This is a genomic window from Herbaspirillum sp. 1173 (assembly GCF_031455335.1).
Taxonomy (GTDB): Bacteria; Pseudomonadota; Gammaproteobacteria; order Burkholderiales; family Burkholderiaceae_D; genus Herbaspirillum; species Herbaspirillum huttiense.
In genome coordinates, this window is the sequence record NZ_JAVDSP010000001.1 from 1,515,604 (window position 1) to 1,531,185 (window position 15,582).

Annotated in this window: 15 protein-coding genes; 1 reads left to right on the top strand and 14 read right to left on the bottom strand. The window is 60.9% G+C overall.

Translation table 11 applies throughout. From position 1 onward, the window contains the following. Positions 1-6 precede the first annotated feature (6 nt). The 14 genes from cheA to phaC form a co-directional block, all read right to left on the bottom strand. Entirely contained in the window at positions 7-2,199 is a 2,193-nt protein-coding gene (cheA, locus tag J2X56_RS06720) for a chemotaxis protein CheA (RefSeq protein ID WP_121041925.1), read from the bottom strand. Positions 2,200-2,253: 54 nt separating this feature from the next. Next, positions 2,254-2,619 (bottom strand): response regulator, encoded by a 366-nt coding sequence (locus J2X56_RS06725; RefSeq protein ID WP_006463269.1) that lies wholly within the window; start codon positions 2,617-2,619, stop codon positions 2,254-2,256. 129 nt (positions 2,620-2,748) lie between these two features. Continuing rightward, positions 2,749-3,303, bottom strand: coding sequence for a hypothetical protein (locus J2X56_RS06730; RefSeq protein ID WP_039785309.1), 555 nt, complete (start codon positions 3,301-3,303; stop codon positions 2,749-2,751). Positions 3,304-3,387: 84 nt separating this feature from the next. Then, positions 3,388-4,326 carry a flagellar motor protein MotB gene (motB, locus tag J2X56_RS06735; protein ID WP_039785307.1) on the bottom strand — a complete coding sequence of 313 codons (939 nt, stop codon included), beginning with the start codon at positions 4,324-4,326 and terminating at the stop codon, positions 3,388-3,390. Positions 4,327-4,405: 79 nt separating this feature from the next. Next, positions 4,406-5,266, bottom strand: coding sequence for a flagellar motor stator protein MotA (motA, locus tag J2X56_RS06740; protein WP_088753345.1), 861 nt, complete (start codon positions 5,264-5,266; stop codon positions 4,406-4,408). 189 nt (positions 5,267-5,455) lie between these two features. After that, entirely contained in the window at positions 5,456-6,250 is a 795-nt protein-coding gene (locus J2X56_RS06745; protein ID WP_209566890.1) for a class I SAM-dependent methyltransferase, read from the bottom strand. 98 nt (positions 6,251-6,348) lie between these two features. Beyond that, the gene (gene flhC / locus J2X56_RS06750; RefSeq protein ID WP_034334002.1) at positions 6,349-6,963 is read right to left on the bottom strand and encodes a flagellar transcriptional regulator FlhC; all 615 of its coding nucleotides are present in this window, start codon (positions 6,961-6,963) and stop codon (positions 6,349-6,351) included. A gap of 177 nt (positions 6,964-7,140) precedes the next feature. Further along, positions 7,141-7,458 carry a flagellar transcriptional regulator FlhD gene (flhD, locus tag J2X56_RS06755; RefSeq protein ID WP_034334003.1) on the bottom strand — a complete coding sequence of 106 codons (318 nt, stop codon included), beginning with the start codon at positions 7,456-7,458 and terminating at the stop codon, positions 7,141-7,143. A 672-nt stretch (positions 7,459-8,130) separates the two neighbouring features. Continuing rightward, complete coding sequence (locus tag J2X56_RS06760; protein ID WP_134136010.1) at positions 8,131-9,327, bottom strand: cystathionine beta-lyase; 1,197 nt, start codon at positions 9,325-9,327, stop codon at positions 8,131-8,133. A gap of 193 nt (positions 9,328-9,520) precedes the next feature. Beyond that, on the bottom strand, positions 9,521-9,931 hold the full coding sequence (locus J2X56_RS06765) for a hypothetical protein (RefSeq protein WP_245201986.1): 411 nt from the start codon (positions 9,929-9,931) through the stop codon (positions 9,521-9,523). After that, the gene (gene rimO, locus J2X56_RS06770; RefSeq protein ID WP_121041935.1) at positions 9,931-11,307 is read right to left on the bottom strand and encodes a 30S ribosomal protein S12 methylthiotransferase RimO; all 1,377 of its coding nucleotides are present in this window, start codon (positions 11,305-11,307) and stop codon (positions 9,931-9,933) included. Before rimO ends, J2X56_RS06765 begins: the two co-directional genes overlap by 1 nt. 194 nt (positions 11,308-11,501) lie before the next feature. After that, entirely contained in the window at positions 11,502-12,068 is a 567-nt protein-coding gene (phaR, locus tag J2X56_RS06775) for a polyhydroxyalkanoate synthesis repressor PhaR (RefSeq protein ID WP_008329998.1), read from the bottom strand. 303 nt (positions 12,069-12,371) lie between these two features. Continuing rightward, the gene (locus J2X56_RS06780; RefSeq protein WP_121041937.1) at positions 12,372-13,112 is read right to left on the bottom strand and encodes a 3-ketoacyl-ACP reductase; all 741 of its coding nucleotides are present in this window, start codon (positions 13,110-13,112) and stop codon (positions 12,372-12,374) included. Positions 13,113-13,361: 249 nt separating this feature from the next. After that, a complete protein-coding gene (phaC, locus tag J2X56_RS06785) occupies positions 13,362-15,212 on the bottom strand; it encodes a class I poly(R)-hydroxyalkanoic acid synthase (RefSeq protein ID WP_310159055.1) in 1,851 nt (616 codons plus the stop codon). A gap of 56 nt (positions 15,213-15,268) precedes the next feature. Here phaC and J2X56_RS06790 point away from each other — a divergent pair, with 56 nt between their 5' ends. Continuing rightward, positions 15,269-15,538 (top strand): hypothetical protein, encoded by a 270-nt coding sequence (locus tag J2X56_RS06790; RefSeq protein WP_034329356.1) that lies wholly within the window; start codon positions 15,269-15,271, stop codon positions 15,536-15,538. The last annotated feature ends 44 nt before the right edge of the window (positions 15,539-15,582 follow it).

Genomic DNA, 15,582 nt, shown 5'->3' on the forward strand with positions numbered 1-15,582 from the left:
TAAAAATCAGGAAAATACAGATTCGTCATTCAATTGGCGGCTGGATCGCAGCAAGGCTGCCACATCGACAATCAGGGCAACGCCGCCGTCGCCCAGAATGGTAGCTCCGGAAATGCCGGCGACCTTTCGGTAGTTGGATTCCAGGTTCTTCACAACGATTTGCTGTTGTCCGATCAGGTCATCCACGAAAAGTGCCGCCTTTTTACCATCTGACTCCAAAATGACCACCAATCCTTGCGAAGGATCGGTAAATGAAGGCTCGATGTTGAAAATCTGATAAAGCGGGATCAGTGGCAGATATTCACCGCGCACACGCAGCACCTGGCCCTGACCGGAAATCTCTTTGATATCTTGCGGCAAAGGCTGCAAAGATTCAACCACATATCCTAGCGGCAATATGTAAACTTCTTCACCGATGCGAATCGACATGCCGTCCAGGATCGCCAGCGTCAGCGGCAGCGAGATCGAAATGGTGGTGCCGAAGCCCTTGCTGGAGCGGATATCCACCGCACCGCCCATGGCCAGGATGTTGCGCTTGACCACGTCCATGCCCACGCCACGCCCGGAGACATCGGTCACCTGCTCGGCGGTAGAGAAGCCGGGTTCGAAGATCAGTTGCCACACTTCGGCATCGGTCAGGCTGTCGGTGACCGGCATGCCCTGCTGCTTGGCCTTGGCCAGGATCTTGTCGCGGTTCAGGCCGCCACCGTCGTCGGTGACTTCGATGATGATGTTGCCGCCCTGATGCTCGGCCGACAAGGCCAGCACACCTGCCTCACCCTTGCCCGCTGCACGGCGCGCGTCGGGCAGTTCGATGCCGTGGTCGATGCTGTTGCGCACCAGGTGGGTGAGCGGATCGACGATACGCTCGATCAGGCCCTTGTCCAGCTCGGTGGCTGCGCCATGGGTGACGAACTCGACCTGCTTGCCCAGCTTGTGCGCCAGATCGCGCACCATGCGCGGGAAGCGCGAGAAGACGTAATCCATCGGCATCATGCGGATCGACATCACCGATTCCTGCAGATCGCGGGTATTGCGGCTCAACTGGCTGACGCTGTTGAGCAGATGTTCGTGATGCATGGGATCGAGCTTGCCAACGCGCTGCTCGATCATGGCCTGGGTAATCACCAGTTCGCCGACCAGGTTGATGAGCTGATCGACCTTTTCAATGCTGACCCGGATCGACGACGATTCCTGCCCGCCGCCGCCCTTGGCCGCTTTCTTTTCACCGCCGTGGTCACCCTGCAGATGGCCGTCGTCGTGATGGCCGTTGCCGTTACCGTTGCCATTGCCGTGACCGCCAGCGCCGGCGGTGCCATTCGCATGGGCGTCGCCCTCGCTTTTCTTGGCGCTGATGTCCAGCGGCACGAAGGGAGCGAAGAAGCCGTAACCCTGCTCGCGTTCCTTGTCTTCGATAGCGGTGTGGTTGTCGAAGAAACCATAACCCTGGGCGCGTTCGCGCTCTTCCTGGGTCACGAAATTGTCGAAGAAACCATAACCGCGCTCTTCGTCACTGCTCTGGGCAGGATCGACGGCCTGCGACACCTTCAGATCGGCCACGTTGACGATGAAGGCGCAGATGGCGACCACGTCATCGATCGGTTCGGCCGTATCAAGGATGAAGATCCACTTCCCCTCGGGCGACCTGGACTTCTCCAGCTTGCCCAACATGGCCAGCTCGTCGGCCAGGGCCTCGGCATCCTTGTCGCTGATTTCCGGCATGTCCAGCCGGTAGCGGCGAACGCCGCCGGGTCCGACCACGGCGCCGGCGGGCGCCGCCGCGTCCGTCTTCGGCGCAGCCGAGGCACGCCGGCCCTGGGACAATTCCTCCAGCAGCATGCGGACATTGCCGACCGCGTCCTGATCCACCTCGGCACCATGCTTGTGCCCGTCCAGCATGGACTTGAGCACATCCTTGGCGGCCAGGAAGGCATCCACGTGTTCCGAGGTCAGCTTCATCTGGCCCTGGCGGATGCGATCCAGCAGCGACTCCAGAACGTGTGTGACTTCTGCAATATCGGTCAGGCCGAAGGTGGACGAACCACCCTTGATCGAATGGGCGGCACGAAACACCGCGTTGAGGTCCTCCGGATCGGGAGACGCCACATTGACGGCCAACAACAGCTTTTCCATTTCCGCGAGGCCTTCCTCGGCCTCGTCGAAAAAGACCTGGAAAAACTGGCTCATATCAATGCTCATGCCTGGGCTCCATGCTGGATGCAGTACGTATCTTCTTCTTGTCCCGGCAAACGATCAGCCGATCACCTTGCGCACCACCTCGGTCAGGCGCTGCGGATCGAAGGGCTTGACCAGCCAGCCATTGGCACCGGCCGCCTTGCCCTTGGCCTTCATCTCGTCGCTGAACTCGGTGGTCAGCATCAGGATGGGCACACGTGCGTAACTGGTCAGCTCGCGCAGGGAGCGGATCAGCGTCAGGCCGTCCATGCGCGGCATGTTCTGGTCGGTCAGGACCAGGTCGAAGGTATGCGTCTTGGCCTTTTCCAGCGCGTCCACACCGTCGACCGCCTCGGTCACGTTGTAACCCGCAGCTTTCAGACTGAATACCACCATCTGACGCAGTGACCCGGAATCATCTACTGCGAGAATCGTTTTGGACATCGTTACTCCCTGTTTCTTCAATAAGGCTCATGCGCGTATGCATTATGCCGCACCCTTGGCCACCGACCTACCGCCCAGCCAAGGCCGGAATGACCTAGTTCAATCTTGTACCACTCAGCCAGCCACCGATCAGAACAGCTCGATGTCGCCACTTTCCATGCGGGTCTGGCGCACTGCTTTCCAGAGCCCGGTATCGAGCATGTTGAGGCGCTCTTCAATCGCCTGCACCGTGCTGGCCAGCAATTCCTTGACCTCTTCGTCGGTCTGGCCCTGCTCGGGGACGATCTCGAAGCTGTTCGCACTCAGGACCCCCAGCGCTTCACGCAGGCCGATCACGCGGCGCACGATGCGTTCCAGCAGCTGGCTGGTCATGTCCTGGAACTGCAAGCCGGTCACGGCCGCGTTGACGTAGTGGCTGACTTCGCCCTGGGTGGCCTTGAGCTGATCAATGCTCGCACTGTCGAACTGGCCGCTGCCGTTCATCAGGCCTTCCAGGATGGATTGCTGTATCTGTACCGCGCGATGCAGCTCCATGAAACTGTTGCCCAGCTTGCCGATGGCTTCGCCCAGCAGGATGTTGGTCTGGACCAGGTCCGACTCCACTTCCGTCAATTGGCGGCTGCCGCCGCTGGCAGTATCGAGCAACAAGCGCTTGAGCTCCTGCAGCATGGTCTTGGTCGGCATATCCGGCTCTCTTCCCCTGTTCAATTGGAACACTTCTGCTTCATTGGCACACCGCGCGCACCCGCGCAGGCGTGGCACCTGTTATCAGTTCTTGGCCGGCGCACTCAGCCCTTGCTGCACGTCTTCATCGCTGGCATCGGTGGGCACGTTCAACGAGCCGCTATCCTTTTCCACCAGTTCTTCCGCCTTCTTGTTCATGACGATGATGCTGATGCGGCGGTTGATCGGGTTGAACGGATCTTCCTTGTCCAGCAGCACTGCCGAGGACAGGCCCACCACCCGCAGCACCTTCGATTCGTCCATGCCGCCGGTAATGAGTTCGCGGCGCGACGCATTGGCGCGGTCAGCCGACAGTTCCCAGTTGCTGTAGCCCTTCTCGCCGCGCGAATAAGGCGTGGCATCGGTGTGGCCGGACAGGCTGATCTTGTTGGGCACGTCGTTCAATGTGCGGCCGATCTCGTGCAGGATTTCCTTGGTGTAGGGCTGCAGCTGTGCACTGGCCAGGGCAAACATGGGACGGTTCTTTTCGTCCACGATCTGGATGCGCAGGCCTTCCGAGGTAATGTCGATCAACAGCTGGTTCTTGAACTGCTTCAAGGTCGGATTGGAATCGATGGCCTTTTCCAGGCGCGACTTCAGTTCTTCCAGCCGGGTGCGCTCGGCGCGCTCCAGCTCCTGCTGTGCCTGTTTCAGGTTCTGCTTGCGCGAGACCACATCGTTCTCGCCCTTGCGCAGCTGGCCGTCCTGGCGGGTCAGATCCTTGCCGCCGCCGGGCAGCACCGTGTTGGCATCACCACTGCCGGAACCACCGGCCATGGCCACCTTCAGCGGCGTCTTGAAGTATTCGGCAATACCGTTCAGGTCGCCCTTGGCGGTCGATCCCAGCAGCCACATCAGCAGGAAGAAGGCCATCATCGCGGTCACGAAGTCGGCGTACGCAATCTTCCAGGCGCCACCATGGTGACCCCCGCCGCCTTTCTTGATCCGCTTGACGATAATGGGACGTAGACCTTCGTCGGCCATGCCTGTGCTCCTGCTTCAATACTGATGTCTGTGTGAATCGCCCTGCCTGCCGGCCTCCCCTGGCCGGCCTGCCGACCGCTTACTTACCCTTGGCCTGCTTGACGTGCTCTTCCAGTTCGAGGAAGGTCGGACGTTCGGTCGAGAACAGGACCTTGCGGCCGAATTCGATCGACAGTGCCGGCGCGTAGCCATTCAGGCTCGCCAGCAACGTCACCTTCACGCACTGGTAGATCTTGGTCGATTCGTGCAGCTTCTGTTCCAGCAAGCTGGAGAGCGGGCCCACGAAACCGTAGGCCAGCAGAATACCGAGGAAGGTACCGACCAGCGCGTGTGCGATCAGCATGCCCAGCTCGGAGGGAGGGATACCCACCGACTCCATGGTGTGCACCACGCCCATCACCGCCGCCACGATACCGAAGGCCGGCATGCCGTCGCCCAGCTTGGCGATGCAATGCACCGGAATCTCGCCCTCGTGATGGTGGGTCTCGATTTCGTTGTCCATCAGGTTTTCGATCTGGAACGCATCCATGTTGCCCGACACCATCAGGCGCAGGTAATCGGTCATGAACTCGATCAGGTGATGGTCGGCCAGCACGCCAGGGTACTTGCTGAAGATGGGGCTGCTTTCCGGCTCTTCGATGTCGCCTTCGATCGACATCAAACCCTCTTTACGGGATTTGGTGAGGATCTCGAACAGCAGCGCCATCAGTTCCATGTACAGCGCCTTGGTGTAGGTGCTGCCCTTGAAGACCGTCGGCAAAGCCTTCATGGTGGCCTTGATGGCCTTGTTGTTGTTACCGACCAGGAAAGCGCCCAGCGCGGCGCCGCCGATCATGAGCAGTTCGAGTGGCTGGAACAGTGCCCCCAGGTGGCCGCCCGACAGGGCAAAGCCGCCGAAGACGGACCCCATGACCACGATATATCCAATGATGACTAGCAAGTGCCTACTCCCGTCCCTGTGGCGTTGAGTGTATTTTCACGTTCGTCAGATTACAGGTATTCCAGTCAAGCAAATGGGGGAATACATATCCGAAAAACGCCCTTCCTTTTCGATTTACGGCTGAAGTGGCGCAAACTTGATACGTCGCGTCTCGCAGCCCCTGTAAAGGGGCTCTTTACCTGTGTCGCCTCACATGCGCCATCCGTGCAGTACCCTGCCCCCGTGCTCCGGTTCGACCACCACATCCGGAGTGGTACCGGGGATATGAAATTCGTAGCTCAGAAGCAGTGTCCCCGGCTTCATCTCGGCGCGCGCCTTGTGCCACAGCGCCTCCATCGCCGCCGGTGACAGATAGGCAAACACCACGTCATAGTCACCAAAATCCAGCAGCAGGTAGTCGCCGCGCACGAAGCGGCAGCGATTGCCCGCCAGTGCCGCCCGCAGCCGGCTCACCAGCCACGGCAAGGGCGCAATCTCGATGCCGGTGAATTCACTCTCGGGCCGGCGGCGCGACAGGTCCAGCACGGCACCGCCCAGGCCACTGCCGATATCCATGAAACGGATCGGCCGCCCCTCGGGCAAGAGACCCGCCACCGCATCCCAAGCAGTCTGCCCGGAAGGGTAGAACGGCACCTGGCTGCGAAAGGTCGACCAGAACAGCACCAGCATGAACAGGAACACCGCCAGGAACACCCACGACGGCAGGTGCAACTGACCCACGCCCAATGCCGCCAGCGGGAACACCAGCAGGATCAGCCACCACCACGCGGCCATGCGGCGCAGTCGTGCCAGCAGCGCAGCGATCACGCCATGCAGCAGGGAAGTCTGGAGGGGGGAAAGAGGAGCGAGACCGGCGCGCTGGAACAGCACGTCCAGCACGTTGGCACCGATCAGGCCCAGCACGAACAGCAGCAAGGCCTGGATGGCCGGCGCCTGCCACAGGGGCCTGCGCCCGGCACCGGGGTGATTCTCAGGTTCGGACATCGAGGCAATCGGCCTTATTCTTTTTTGGTTGAACACCCTGGCCCATTACCGCCCTGCTGCTCGCCAGCAGCAAGGCATCGGTACATCCCTGTTCCGGCTCAGGCCACGGCGGCCAGCACCGGCTCGGTGCCCAGCGGCGCGGAAGCAGCAACCGGCATGGCGCCTTCGACCAGACCCATGATGACCGCATCCTTGGCCTTCTTGGTCTTGCCGGCGCGCGAGGGCATGTGGCACAGGCCGCACAGGTAGTCCTGATGCAGGTCCAGGCGATGCACCACGAAGTGGCCGTGGCACTTGCAGCAAGGCGTGGTCATGAGCATCTTGCTTTCGAAGAAGCGCACCAGCGTCCAGGCACGGGTCAGCGACAGCACCGGCTCGCCGGCATCGTTGTAGCCGACCTGCTCCAGGTAGAGCTTGTAGGCCTTCATGACGGCCTCAATGCCACTGATGCGGGCATGCTCGATCAGGTAGCGGTGAATGTTGATGAACAGCGAAGAATGGATATTGGGCTGCCAGGTGATGAACCAGTCCGTCGAGAACGGCAGCATGCCCTTGGGTGGCGAGACCCCCTTCAATTCCTTGTACAGCTTCAGCAGTCGCTCGCGCGACAGCGAGGTTTCCGATTCCAGCAACTGGAGGCGTGCCCCCAGATTGATCAGTTCAATGGCCAACTGAATTTCCTGCGCCTCTGTCACAACGCTCTTTTTAGCCATGGTGCAACCCCCCGGTGATTTCGTAATAAAACTGCCTGACCCCAATTCGCCGGCCCCGGGCGGGCGAACTTTCAGGCATGAATGCAAGACTGAAACTGAATAACTCTGTAGAACGTCTTCCCCTGCGGCGCGTTGACTGCCCCTGGCCACGCCGGCCATGCTTTTTGTCTTGTTGTTTTACGAAATTTGTTCGCCGGGCTGGCAGGCCATCAGGATGGCTGCGTGTGACTGCGCCAGGCTCTTGTCCTTGTTGTAGTTGGTCAGCATGCCGAGGATGGCGCCGTCGTCGAAACGGAAACGGGTCAACATCATGTTGGTCGCCGCCAGCTTCATGATCTGCACGTTGGACAAGCCTTCGATCAGATCGGCGATCTCGGCGCTGATACCCAGACGGAAGATTGCGGTCGGTTTGTCCGAACGGATCATTTGCTGCGCCAGCATGAGATAGCTCAGGTTGGCATCGCGGATCTCCGCCATCATGTCGTTGGTATTCATTTGCACCCCACCTCGGTAAGTACTTCCTACGGCTCACGCGGCTGAACGCTGCATCGAGCTGCTTACAATCGCTTACATTTACTTGACTGCAAGCCAATTCTGAGGGGGGCAGGACAGGCGGGAAATTAGACTTGGTCGGTATTTTTAGACGGAGAGAAGCCCGAGCATCTTGTAGGTATCCGTCTTACACGACTGCGGGATATTGGTGAAGATTTCCATTCTGGCAGCCAAAGAGCGAGGAGGCTCGTGACTTTGCGCGCCAATCAGGAATTTCCTGATCAAAAGGTTTCCTGGTTGAAATGACAAAAGAAAATTGTCTTCCGAGCAACAAAAAAAGTTGTAAATATTCGATGACAAACGCCGTCTTGTTGCTTGGGGACGACTAGCTCATCCAGTTTTTTGGGCAGTTCACTGTAGATGGCTTCAGCAAGAACACCCAGAAAACTTGCATATATTTACCCGCTTTGATGATTTTTGCGCAACGTCAAAGACCGTCGGGAAGCCACCGTATCGAGAATTGCTACCATTTTATGACGCTGCCAAGTGCGGCAAAACGATAAACAGATGCAGCATTTACCTTTATTCAATTTCTTTTGTGCAAACTGAACCGTGGCGGCCATCAGACGCGCCCTGCCCCGCTGCCGACACCGGCAGCCGAGCAGGGCTGGCCACTCAGAGCTTGCTCAAGGCCTGCTCGATATCGGCAATGAGGTCGGCGGGGGCTTCCAGCCCGATGTTGAAACGCACCAGCACACCTTCTCGCTGCCACTGGTGGCGCATGCCACGCATGCGGTAGGGCACGCAGAGGCTGTGGGCACCGCCCCAGCTGTAGCCGATCTTGAAGAGCTGGAGGCTGTCGACGAAGCGGTCGGTCTGCTCCTCGCTGTAGCGCGGATCGAAGATCACCGAGAACAGCCCCCCTGCCCCGGTGAAATCGCGCTTCCAGTGGGCGTGTCCGGGGCAATCCTCGAAGGCGGGGTGCAGCACCGCCACGATTTCCGGGCGCTGCTTGAGCCAGGCCGCGACCTTGCGCGCGGCCGCATCGTGCGCCTCGAAACGCAGGCGCATCGAGGACAGGCTGCGCAGGACCAGGTAAACGTCGTCCATGCCCACGCCGAAGCCCAGGCGCATGTGGGCCAGTTCCAGTTTCTCGTTGAGCGCCTGGTCGCGCACGATGACCGCGCCCATGAGGACATCCGAGCCGCCGGACTGGTACTTGGTGACCGCTTGCATGACGATGTCCACGCCGTGCTCGAAGGCCTTGAAGGCGATGCCGGCCGCCCAAGTATTGTCGATGGCCACCAGCACGCCCTTTTCATGCGCTGCACGGCACAGGGCCGGGATGTCAGGCACTTCCATCGAGACCGAACCGGGTGCTTCGGTCCACACCAGGCGTGTATTGGGCTGGATCAGCTCGGCCAGGCCGGCGCCGACCATGGGGTCGTAGAAGCGTGCGGTGATCCCGAAATCACGCTCCAGCCACTGCCCCAGGTCCTTGCTGGGGCCGTAGACGTTATCCGGCAGCAGCACGTCGTCGCCCGTCTTCAGGAAGGCGAAGTTGACCATCGCGATGGCCGCCAAGCCGCTGGGGGTGACACGGCAATAGGAGCCGCCCTCGATCTCGGCCAGCCGCGCTTCCAGCACGAAGCTGGTCGGGGTGCCGTGCAGGCCGTAGGTATAGCCCAGCTTTTCGCGCCAGTCGCGCGAACGCATGGCGGCCACGTTGGGGAACAGCACGGTGGAGGCGTGATGGATGCCGACCGGGAAGGCCTCAAAGCCGTCCGGAGCGCGGTAGCTGCTGTGGACGAGGGCGGTCTGGGGATCAAGCGGGAGAGAAGATGCGGGGGACGTAGCGTTGGAATCGGACACGGGTCTGCCTCTGGAAACGATCGCGCCCCAGGAACGGGGCGCAAAGGTCTCACTATACGCGCAGCTTGTTCACATCGAAAGCAACAGAAGCGGCCGGAAAGCCCGAGAAATGGCGCAGATGGCAGACCAGCGTGAACGCAGTTTCATATCGCCTGTACAGCGCCGTAGTTTGGCCTTCGTCGCCGCCCGGTGCTCAGGGCAACTGCAAGGCGAAGGGCTTGCTGATGCTGCCATCGGCGCTGGACCAGGTCCCGGTAATGGACTGGCCCTGGCGGTGCCCTTCCCATTGACCGGACACATCCTTGCCGTTGACCGATTCCTCCATCAGCAGGTCATCGCCATCGACCTCTCCGGCCACCAGGATCTCGGGTGAACCGCCGAAGAAGAAATAGCGTCCTTCCAGGCCATCTTCGTTCTTCTTGGGCTGCAGCGAGAGCTGGATGTCGCGCCCGTCGATCTGGCCGCGCAGCACCAGGGCATGCGTCATCAGGGTCTGCTGCAGCGAGCCTTCAGGCGCATTGGCGGCGGGGCCGGACGCAGCGGCCCGGGCCGGCATGAGCACGCTGGCACCGCACAGCGCCAGCGCCATCAAGAGCGCGCGCATCACTCAGCCGCGCCCCACAGGTCATGGGCGTCGGCGGCGGTGATGCGCACATCGACGAACTGGCCCACTTCCAGCTTGCGGTGCGGTTCGAAAGGCGGTTTCACATAGACCACGCCGTCGATCTCGGGCGCATCCGAATAGGTACGGCCGGTACCGCCATTGCGGTCCACTTCATCGATGAGCACGCGCAGGGTCTTGCCCACCTTGGCTTGCAGGCGCTTCTTGGAAATCTCTTCCTGCAGCTGCATGACACGGCCACGGCGTTCTTCGCGCACTTCCTCCGGTACCGGATTGGCGATGTCGTTGGCGGTCGCGCCTTCCACCGGGGAATAGGCGAAACAGCCCAGGCGATCGATCTCGGCTTCCTTCAAGAAGTCCAGCAGGTACTCGAATTCGGCCTCGGTCTCGCCGGGGAAGCCGGCGATGAAGGTGGAGCGGATCGTGATGTCCGGGCACAGCGCGCGCCAGGCCTGGATGCGCTCGATGTTCTTCTCGCCATTGGCGGGGCGCTTCATGCGCTTGAGCACATCCGGGTGGGCATGCTGCAGCGGCACGTCCAGGTAGGGCAGGATCTTGCCTTCGGCCATCAGCGGGATGATCTGGTCCACGTGCGGGTACGGATACACATAGTGCAGGCGCACCCAAGCGCCGTACTGCTGGGCCAGTTCGCCCAGGGCACCGACCAGTTGGGTCATGTGGGTCTTGATCGGCTTGCCGTTCCAGAAACCGGTACGGAACTTCACATCCACGCCATAGGCGCTGGTGTCCTGGGAGATCACCAGCAATTCCTTCACACCGGCCTTGAAGAGGTTCTCGGCTTCCAGCATGACATCGGCGATGGGACGCGAGACCAGGTCGCCGCGCATGGAGGGGATGATGCAGAAGCTGCAGCGATGGTTGCAGCCTTCCGAAATCTTCAGATAGGCAAAATGCTTGGGGGTCAGCTTGACGCCCTGCGGCGGCACCAGGTCGATGAAGGGCGCATGCGGCTTGGGCAGGTGCTTGTGCACCGCCTGCATGACCTCGCCCACGGCATGCGGGCCGGTCACTTCGAGGACCTTGGGGTGGATCTTCTGGATGATGTCGTCGCCGTCGGCATCCTTCTTGGCACCCAGGCAGCCAGTGACGATGACCTTGCCGTTTTCGTTCAGGGCTTCGCCGATGGCGTCCAGCGACTCCTGCACGGCGGCATCGATGAAGCCGCAGGTATTGACGATCACCAGGTCGGCACCGTCATAGGACTTGGCGGTATCGTAGCCTTCGGCACGCAGCTGGGTCAGGATCTGTTCGGAATCGACCAGTGCCTTTGGGCAGCCGAGGGAGACGAAGCCGACCTTGGGCAGGGCCGGGGTGGCGGGAGAAGACGGGTTGGACATGGCAGAAGGCTCAGTGAGACGGGCCGCAAACGGCCGAAAATACGGGAAACAGCGAAAAATGCTTTAAAAATCAGGGCGCTATTGTACAACGTCCGCCCGTTTGCGCCCGATTTTGGCTAGTCCGGACGGGCGGCGGCGCCACAAAAGCAAAACGGCCCGCGCGGGGCCGTTTGCTGAAGGGGCCGGGAGGCCGCTTACTTCTTCTGATCCGGCGGCGTGCCGGGCGCGCCAAAGGGGAAGGTGCCGAACATGTTCTTGGTCTGGCTCTGCATCTGCTCCTGCATCTGGATGAACAGGTTCTTGCTCTGTTCGATGTAGTTGCTCATCATGCCCTGCATCATCGGACCTTGCACGTTCATGAACTGGGTCCACATCTCGGGACTGAAAGGCTTGCCTTCGTAGAAGCCCTTGGAATTTTCGGCCAGCTTGTTCTGGATGTCGATGAAGGTCTGGATGTTCTTTTCCAGGTAGTTGCCCATCATGCCCTGCATGGCATGGCCGTAGTAGCGGATGATCTGCGACAGCGCGCCACTGGAGAACATCGGCACACCGTGCGACTCTTCTTCCAGAATGATCTGCAGCAGGATGCTGCGGGTCAGGTCATCGCCGCTCTTGGCGTCGACCACGGTGAATTCTTCATTATCCAGCACCAGTTGCTTGACGTCGGTCAGCGTGATGTAGGAACTGGTCTGGGTATCGTAAAGACGGCGGTTGGGGTATTTCTTGATCAAGCGATCTGCCGAATTTTTTGCAGTAGTCATCTGAAGTCCAGTCTCTCTCTCATTGCAGCCGTCTTGCCGGCCTTGGTTTGCAGCGGTGCGGGAGGCTTCGATGCAGTCCTCACCCGCGGGCGTCCGGGACATTGCGCTGTCCTCTCCTTGCTTCTTCACTCTTCTGCCGTCTGCCGCCTGCGTTTTGCAGGGCAGCAACGCAAGCCATTATAGGGGTGAAGAGCGGCAAAAGGGGAGCTCTGACGTGCCAGACTGACAAAATCCCAGCCTGCGGCACACGTAAAAACGGCCACGCTTGCGGCACTGCCGCGTGCGTGGCCGTCGAGGACGGCATCAGCCCATGTACAGGCCGCCGTTGAGCGAGAAGTCCGAACCGGTGGCGTAACCGCCTTCAGCCGAAGCGATCCAGGCGACGATGGAGGCGATTTCCTCCGGCTCGCCCAGGCGCTTGACGGGGATGCCGGAGACGATCTTCTCCAGCACTTCCGGACGGATGGCGCGCACCATGTCGGTACCGATGTAGCCCGGCGAGACGGTGTTGACGGTCACGCCCTTGGTCGCCACTTCCTGCGCCAGCGCCATGGTGAAGCCGTGGATGCCGGCCTTGGCGGTGGAGTAGTTGGTCTGGCCGAACTGCCCCTTCTGGCCGTTGACCGAGGAGATGTTGATGATGCGGCCGAAACCACGCTCGCACATGCCCTCGATGACCTGCTTGGTCACGTTGAACAGCGAGTTCAGGTTGGTGTCGATGACGGCGTCCCAGTCACCCTTGCTCATCTTGCGGAACTGGCCGTCGCGGGTGATGCCGGCGTTGTTGACGAGCACGTCCACTTCGCCGATCTCGGCGCGGACCTTCTCGAAGGCGGCCTTGGTGGACTCCCAGTCCGAGACGTTGCCTTCGGATGCGTGGATGTCATAGCCGTGGGCGCGCATGGTCGCCAGCCAGGTGTCCTTGCGGGTGGAATTGGGGCCGCAGCCGGCCACCACGGTGTAGCCGTCCTTGCACAGACGGGTGCAGATGGCGGTTCCGATGCCGCCCATGCCGCCGGTCACGTATGCGATACGCTTGCTCATTATGTTGCCTCCTATAGGGATGGTGATTTATTGGGGTAAGCCCTGCCCCCCCTCTTTCGCGTCTGCTGTGCGCCGCATTGGTGGAAGTCGTTCCTGCGAAGAACGCTCCTTTGTCTTGTCAGGCCCGGCAACGCCGCGGATGCGCTGCTGGCCGTCTCTCTCTGTCGGCGGGCCCGTCAGGGTCCCCGCCCTCTTTTCATCAATGCCGCCGGCTTCTGTGGTCTTTCCTGGCCGGCTGGCAGATTCACGTCAGCCCACCAGTTGGTCAGCCTTGGCCTTCACATAGCGGCCCGGCGCCGGTTCGATGGCCTTGTAGCGCGTCGACCCCGGCGCCTTGGGTGCGGCCACCTTGCGCCCGCCCTGCTTGGCCAGGAACGTCGCCCACTCGCCCCACCAGCTGCCGGGATGCTCGGTCGCGCCAGCCATCCAGGCATCGGCATCGCTGCCGGCCTTGGCCTTGTCGTTGACCCAGTAATTGCGCTTGTTCTTGGACGCCGGATTGATGACCCCGGCAATGTGGCCCGAGGCACCCAACACGAAGCGGTTGTTGCTGCGCTTGCCGGCATTGATCAGGTCCAGCGAGGCGTAGGCCGATTTCCAGGGCACGATGTGGTCATCGCGCGAGGCGTAGATGAAGGTCGGCGCGCTGATCTTGCGCAGGTCGATCTTCTCGCCGCCCACCGTCAGGCGGCCCGGCTCCTTGAGCGCATTTTCCAGGTACATGTGCCGCAGGTAGTAGCAGAACATCGGACCCGGCAGGTTGGTGCTGTCGGCATTCCAGTACAGCAGGTCGAAGGCGCTGGGCTTCTCACCCTTCAGGTAATTCGATTCGACGTAGTTCCACAGCAGGTCGTTGGGACGCAGGCTGGAGAAGGCGCTGGCGAAATCGCGCCCGGCCATCAGGCCGCGCTTGCCAATCATCTGCTCACGCAGGGCCAGCTGCATGTCGTCGATGTAGACATCGATGGCACCGGTATCGGAAAAATCGAGGAAGGTCGTCAGCAAGGTGAGGCTGGCGACCGGGTCTTCACCACGCGCAGCCAGCAGCGCCAGCGCGCAGGACAGGATGGTGCCGCCCACACAGAAGCCGAGGGCATTGATCTGCGGTTGCTTGCTGATCTCCTGGACGATGTGGATGGCGCGCACCACGGCGTCGTCCACGTAGTTTTCCCAGGTGGCGGTCTCGACGGCGGCATCGGCATTGCGCCAGGAAATCAGGAACACCGTGTGACCCTGCTCTACCGTATAGCGCACCAGCGAATTCTGCGGCTGCAGGTCGAGGATGTAGAACTTGTTGATGCAGGGCGGGACGATCAGCAGCGGTACCGTGTGCACGGTCTTGGTCAGCGGCGCGTACTGGATCAGCTGGAACAGTTCGTTCTCGAAGATCACCGAACCGGCGCTGGCCCCGACGTCGCGACCCACTTCGAACGCGGTCTCATCGGTCTGCGAGATATGGCCCTTCTGCAGGTCGGCCAGCAACTGGGCGATGCCTTGCGTCAGGCTCTCGCCGCGCGTTTCCAGGATCTTCTGCTGAGCCACCGGGTTGGTGGCGAGAAAGTTCGCAGGCGACATCGCATCGATCATCTGCTGCACCGCAAAACGCAGTTTGTGGCGCACCTTCTCGGTGCCCTTGACCGCATCGGCGAGCGCCAGCAGGAAGCGTGAATTCAATTGATAGGCAGCCGCCTGGAACGCGAAGTAAGGATGTTCCTGCCAGGCCGGCGCGGAAAGACGGCGATCAGTGATGGCGGGCGTCTTCGCAGCCAGCACGGATTGCCACAGCTCGCCGAATTCGCGGGTGTAGTCCTGCTGCAGGCGGACCAGATCGGCGGGATCGAGCGTCGCGCCGTGCTCGCCGAGCTGCTTGAGCAGCACCGTTGGATCGATCTGTCCCGCACCGGGCGGCATGGCGCCGCCGGGAAAGCCCGGCATCTGCGGCATCCCCGCCATCGCGGGCATGGGCGGCAAATGCGACTTGAACTGCTCGAACTGGGATTGGAATTGGGACTGCAGCGAGGTCCAGAACTTCGGATCGGACATCTGTGCCAGCCACGCGGATACATCGGGAGAAGGTTGCTGCGGATTCTGCTTGTTCATGCTCGGATCTGCAATTTTCGCGTATCGTTACGGTTTGTCTCGACGCGCATTTCACCATGGTCATCGTCGCTATCGCATGGCTCTACGTCGTCTTCATGATGTCGATCACCGAACAGTCGGCGGTCGCTGGCGTCGCCACTTTCCTGCTGTACGGGATAATTCCCCTGACCATCGTTTTATACCTGATGGGTACGCCGCAACGCAAGCGGAATCGTCAAAAGATGAAGAAATTGACAGCCGAGCGCAAGGAAGAAATCAAAGATGACAGTTCCGTTAAACGCGAGTCTGTCATCAAGGACGAGGCGCCGCGCGATCCCGCTGCATGAGCCGGCGCACATCCAGGGGCTCTTCCAAAAAGTTAGAAAACGGG

Coding starts and splice junctions, on each gene's coding strand:
- cheA (WP_121041925.1), bottom strand. CDS start 2,199: ATGAGCATTGATATGAGCCAGTTTTTCCAGGTCTTTTTCGACGAGGCC.
- J2X56_RS06725 (WP_006463269.1), bottom strand. CDS start 2,619: ATGTCCAAAACGATTCTCGCAGTAGATGATTCCGGGTCACTGCGTCAG.
- J2X56_RS06730 (WP_039785309.1), bottom strand. CDS start 3,303: ATGCCGACCAAGACCATGCTGCAGGAGCTCAAGCGCTTGTTGCTCGAT.
- motB (WP_039785307.1), bottom strand. CDS start 4,326: ATGGCCGACGAAGGTCTACGTCCCATTATCGTCAAGCGGATCAAGAAA.
- J2X56_RS06745 (WP_209566890.1), bottom strand. CDS start 6,250: ATGTCCGAACCTGAGAATCACCCCGGTGCCGGGCGCAGGCCCCTGTGG.
- flhC (WP_034334002.1), bottom strand. CDS start 6,963: ATGGCTAAAAAGAGCGTTGTGACAGAGGCGCAGGAAATTCAGTTGGCC.
- flhD (WP_034334003.1), bottom strand. CDS start 7,458: ATGAATACCAACGACATGATGGCGGAGATCCGCGATGCCAACCTGAGC.
- J2X56_RS06765 (WP_245201986.1), bottom strand. CDS start 9,931: ATGCGCGCGCTCTTGATGGCGCTGGCGCTGTGCGGTGCCAGCGTGCTC.
- rimO (WP_121041935.1), bottom strand. CDS start 11,307: ATGTCCAACCCGTCTTCTCCCGCCACCCCGGCCCTGCCCAAGGTCGGC.
- phaR (WP_008329998.1), bottom strand. CDS start 12,068: ATGACTACTGCAAAAAATTCGGCAGATCGCTTGATCAAGAAATACCCC.
- J2X56_RS06780 (WP_121041937.1), bottom strand. CDS start 13,112: ATGAGCAAGCGTATCGCATACGTGACCGGCGGCATGGGCGGCATCGGA.
- phaC (WP_310159055.1), bottom strand. CDS start 15,212: ATGAACAAGCAGAATCCGCAGCAACCTTCTCCCGATGTATCCGCGTGG.
- J2X56_RS06790 (WP_034329356.1), top strand. CDS start 15,269: ATGGTCATCGTCGCTATCGCATGGCTCTACGTCGTCTTCATGATGTCG.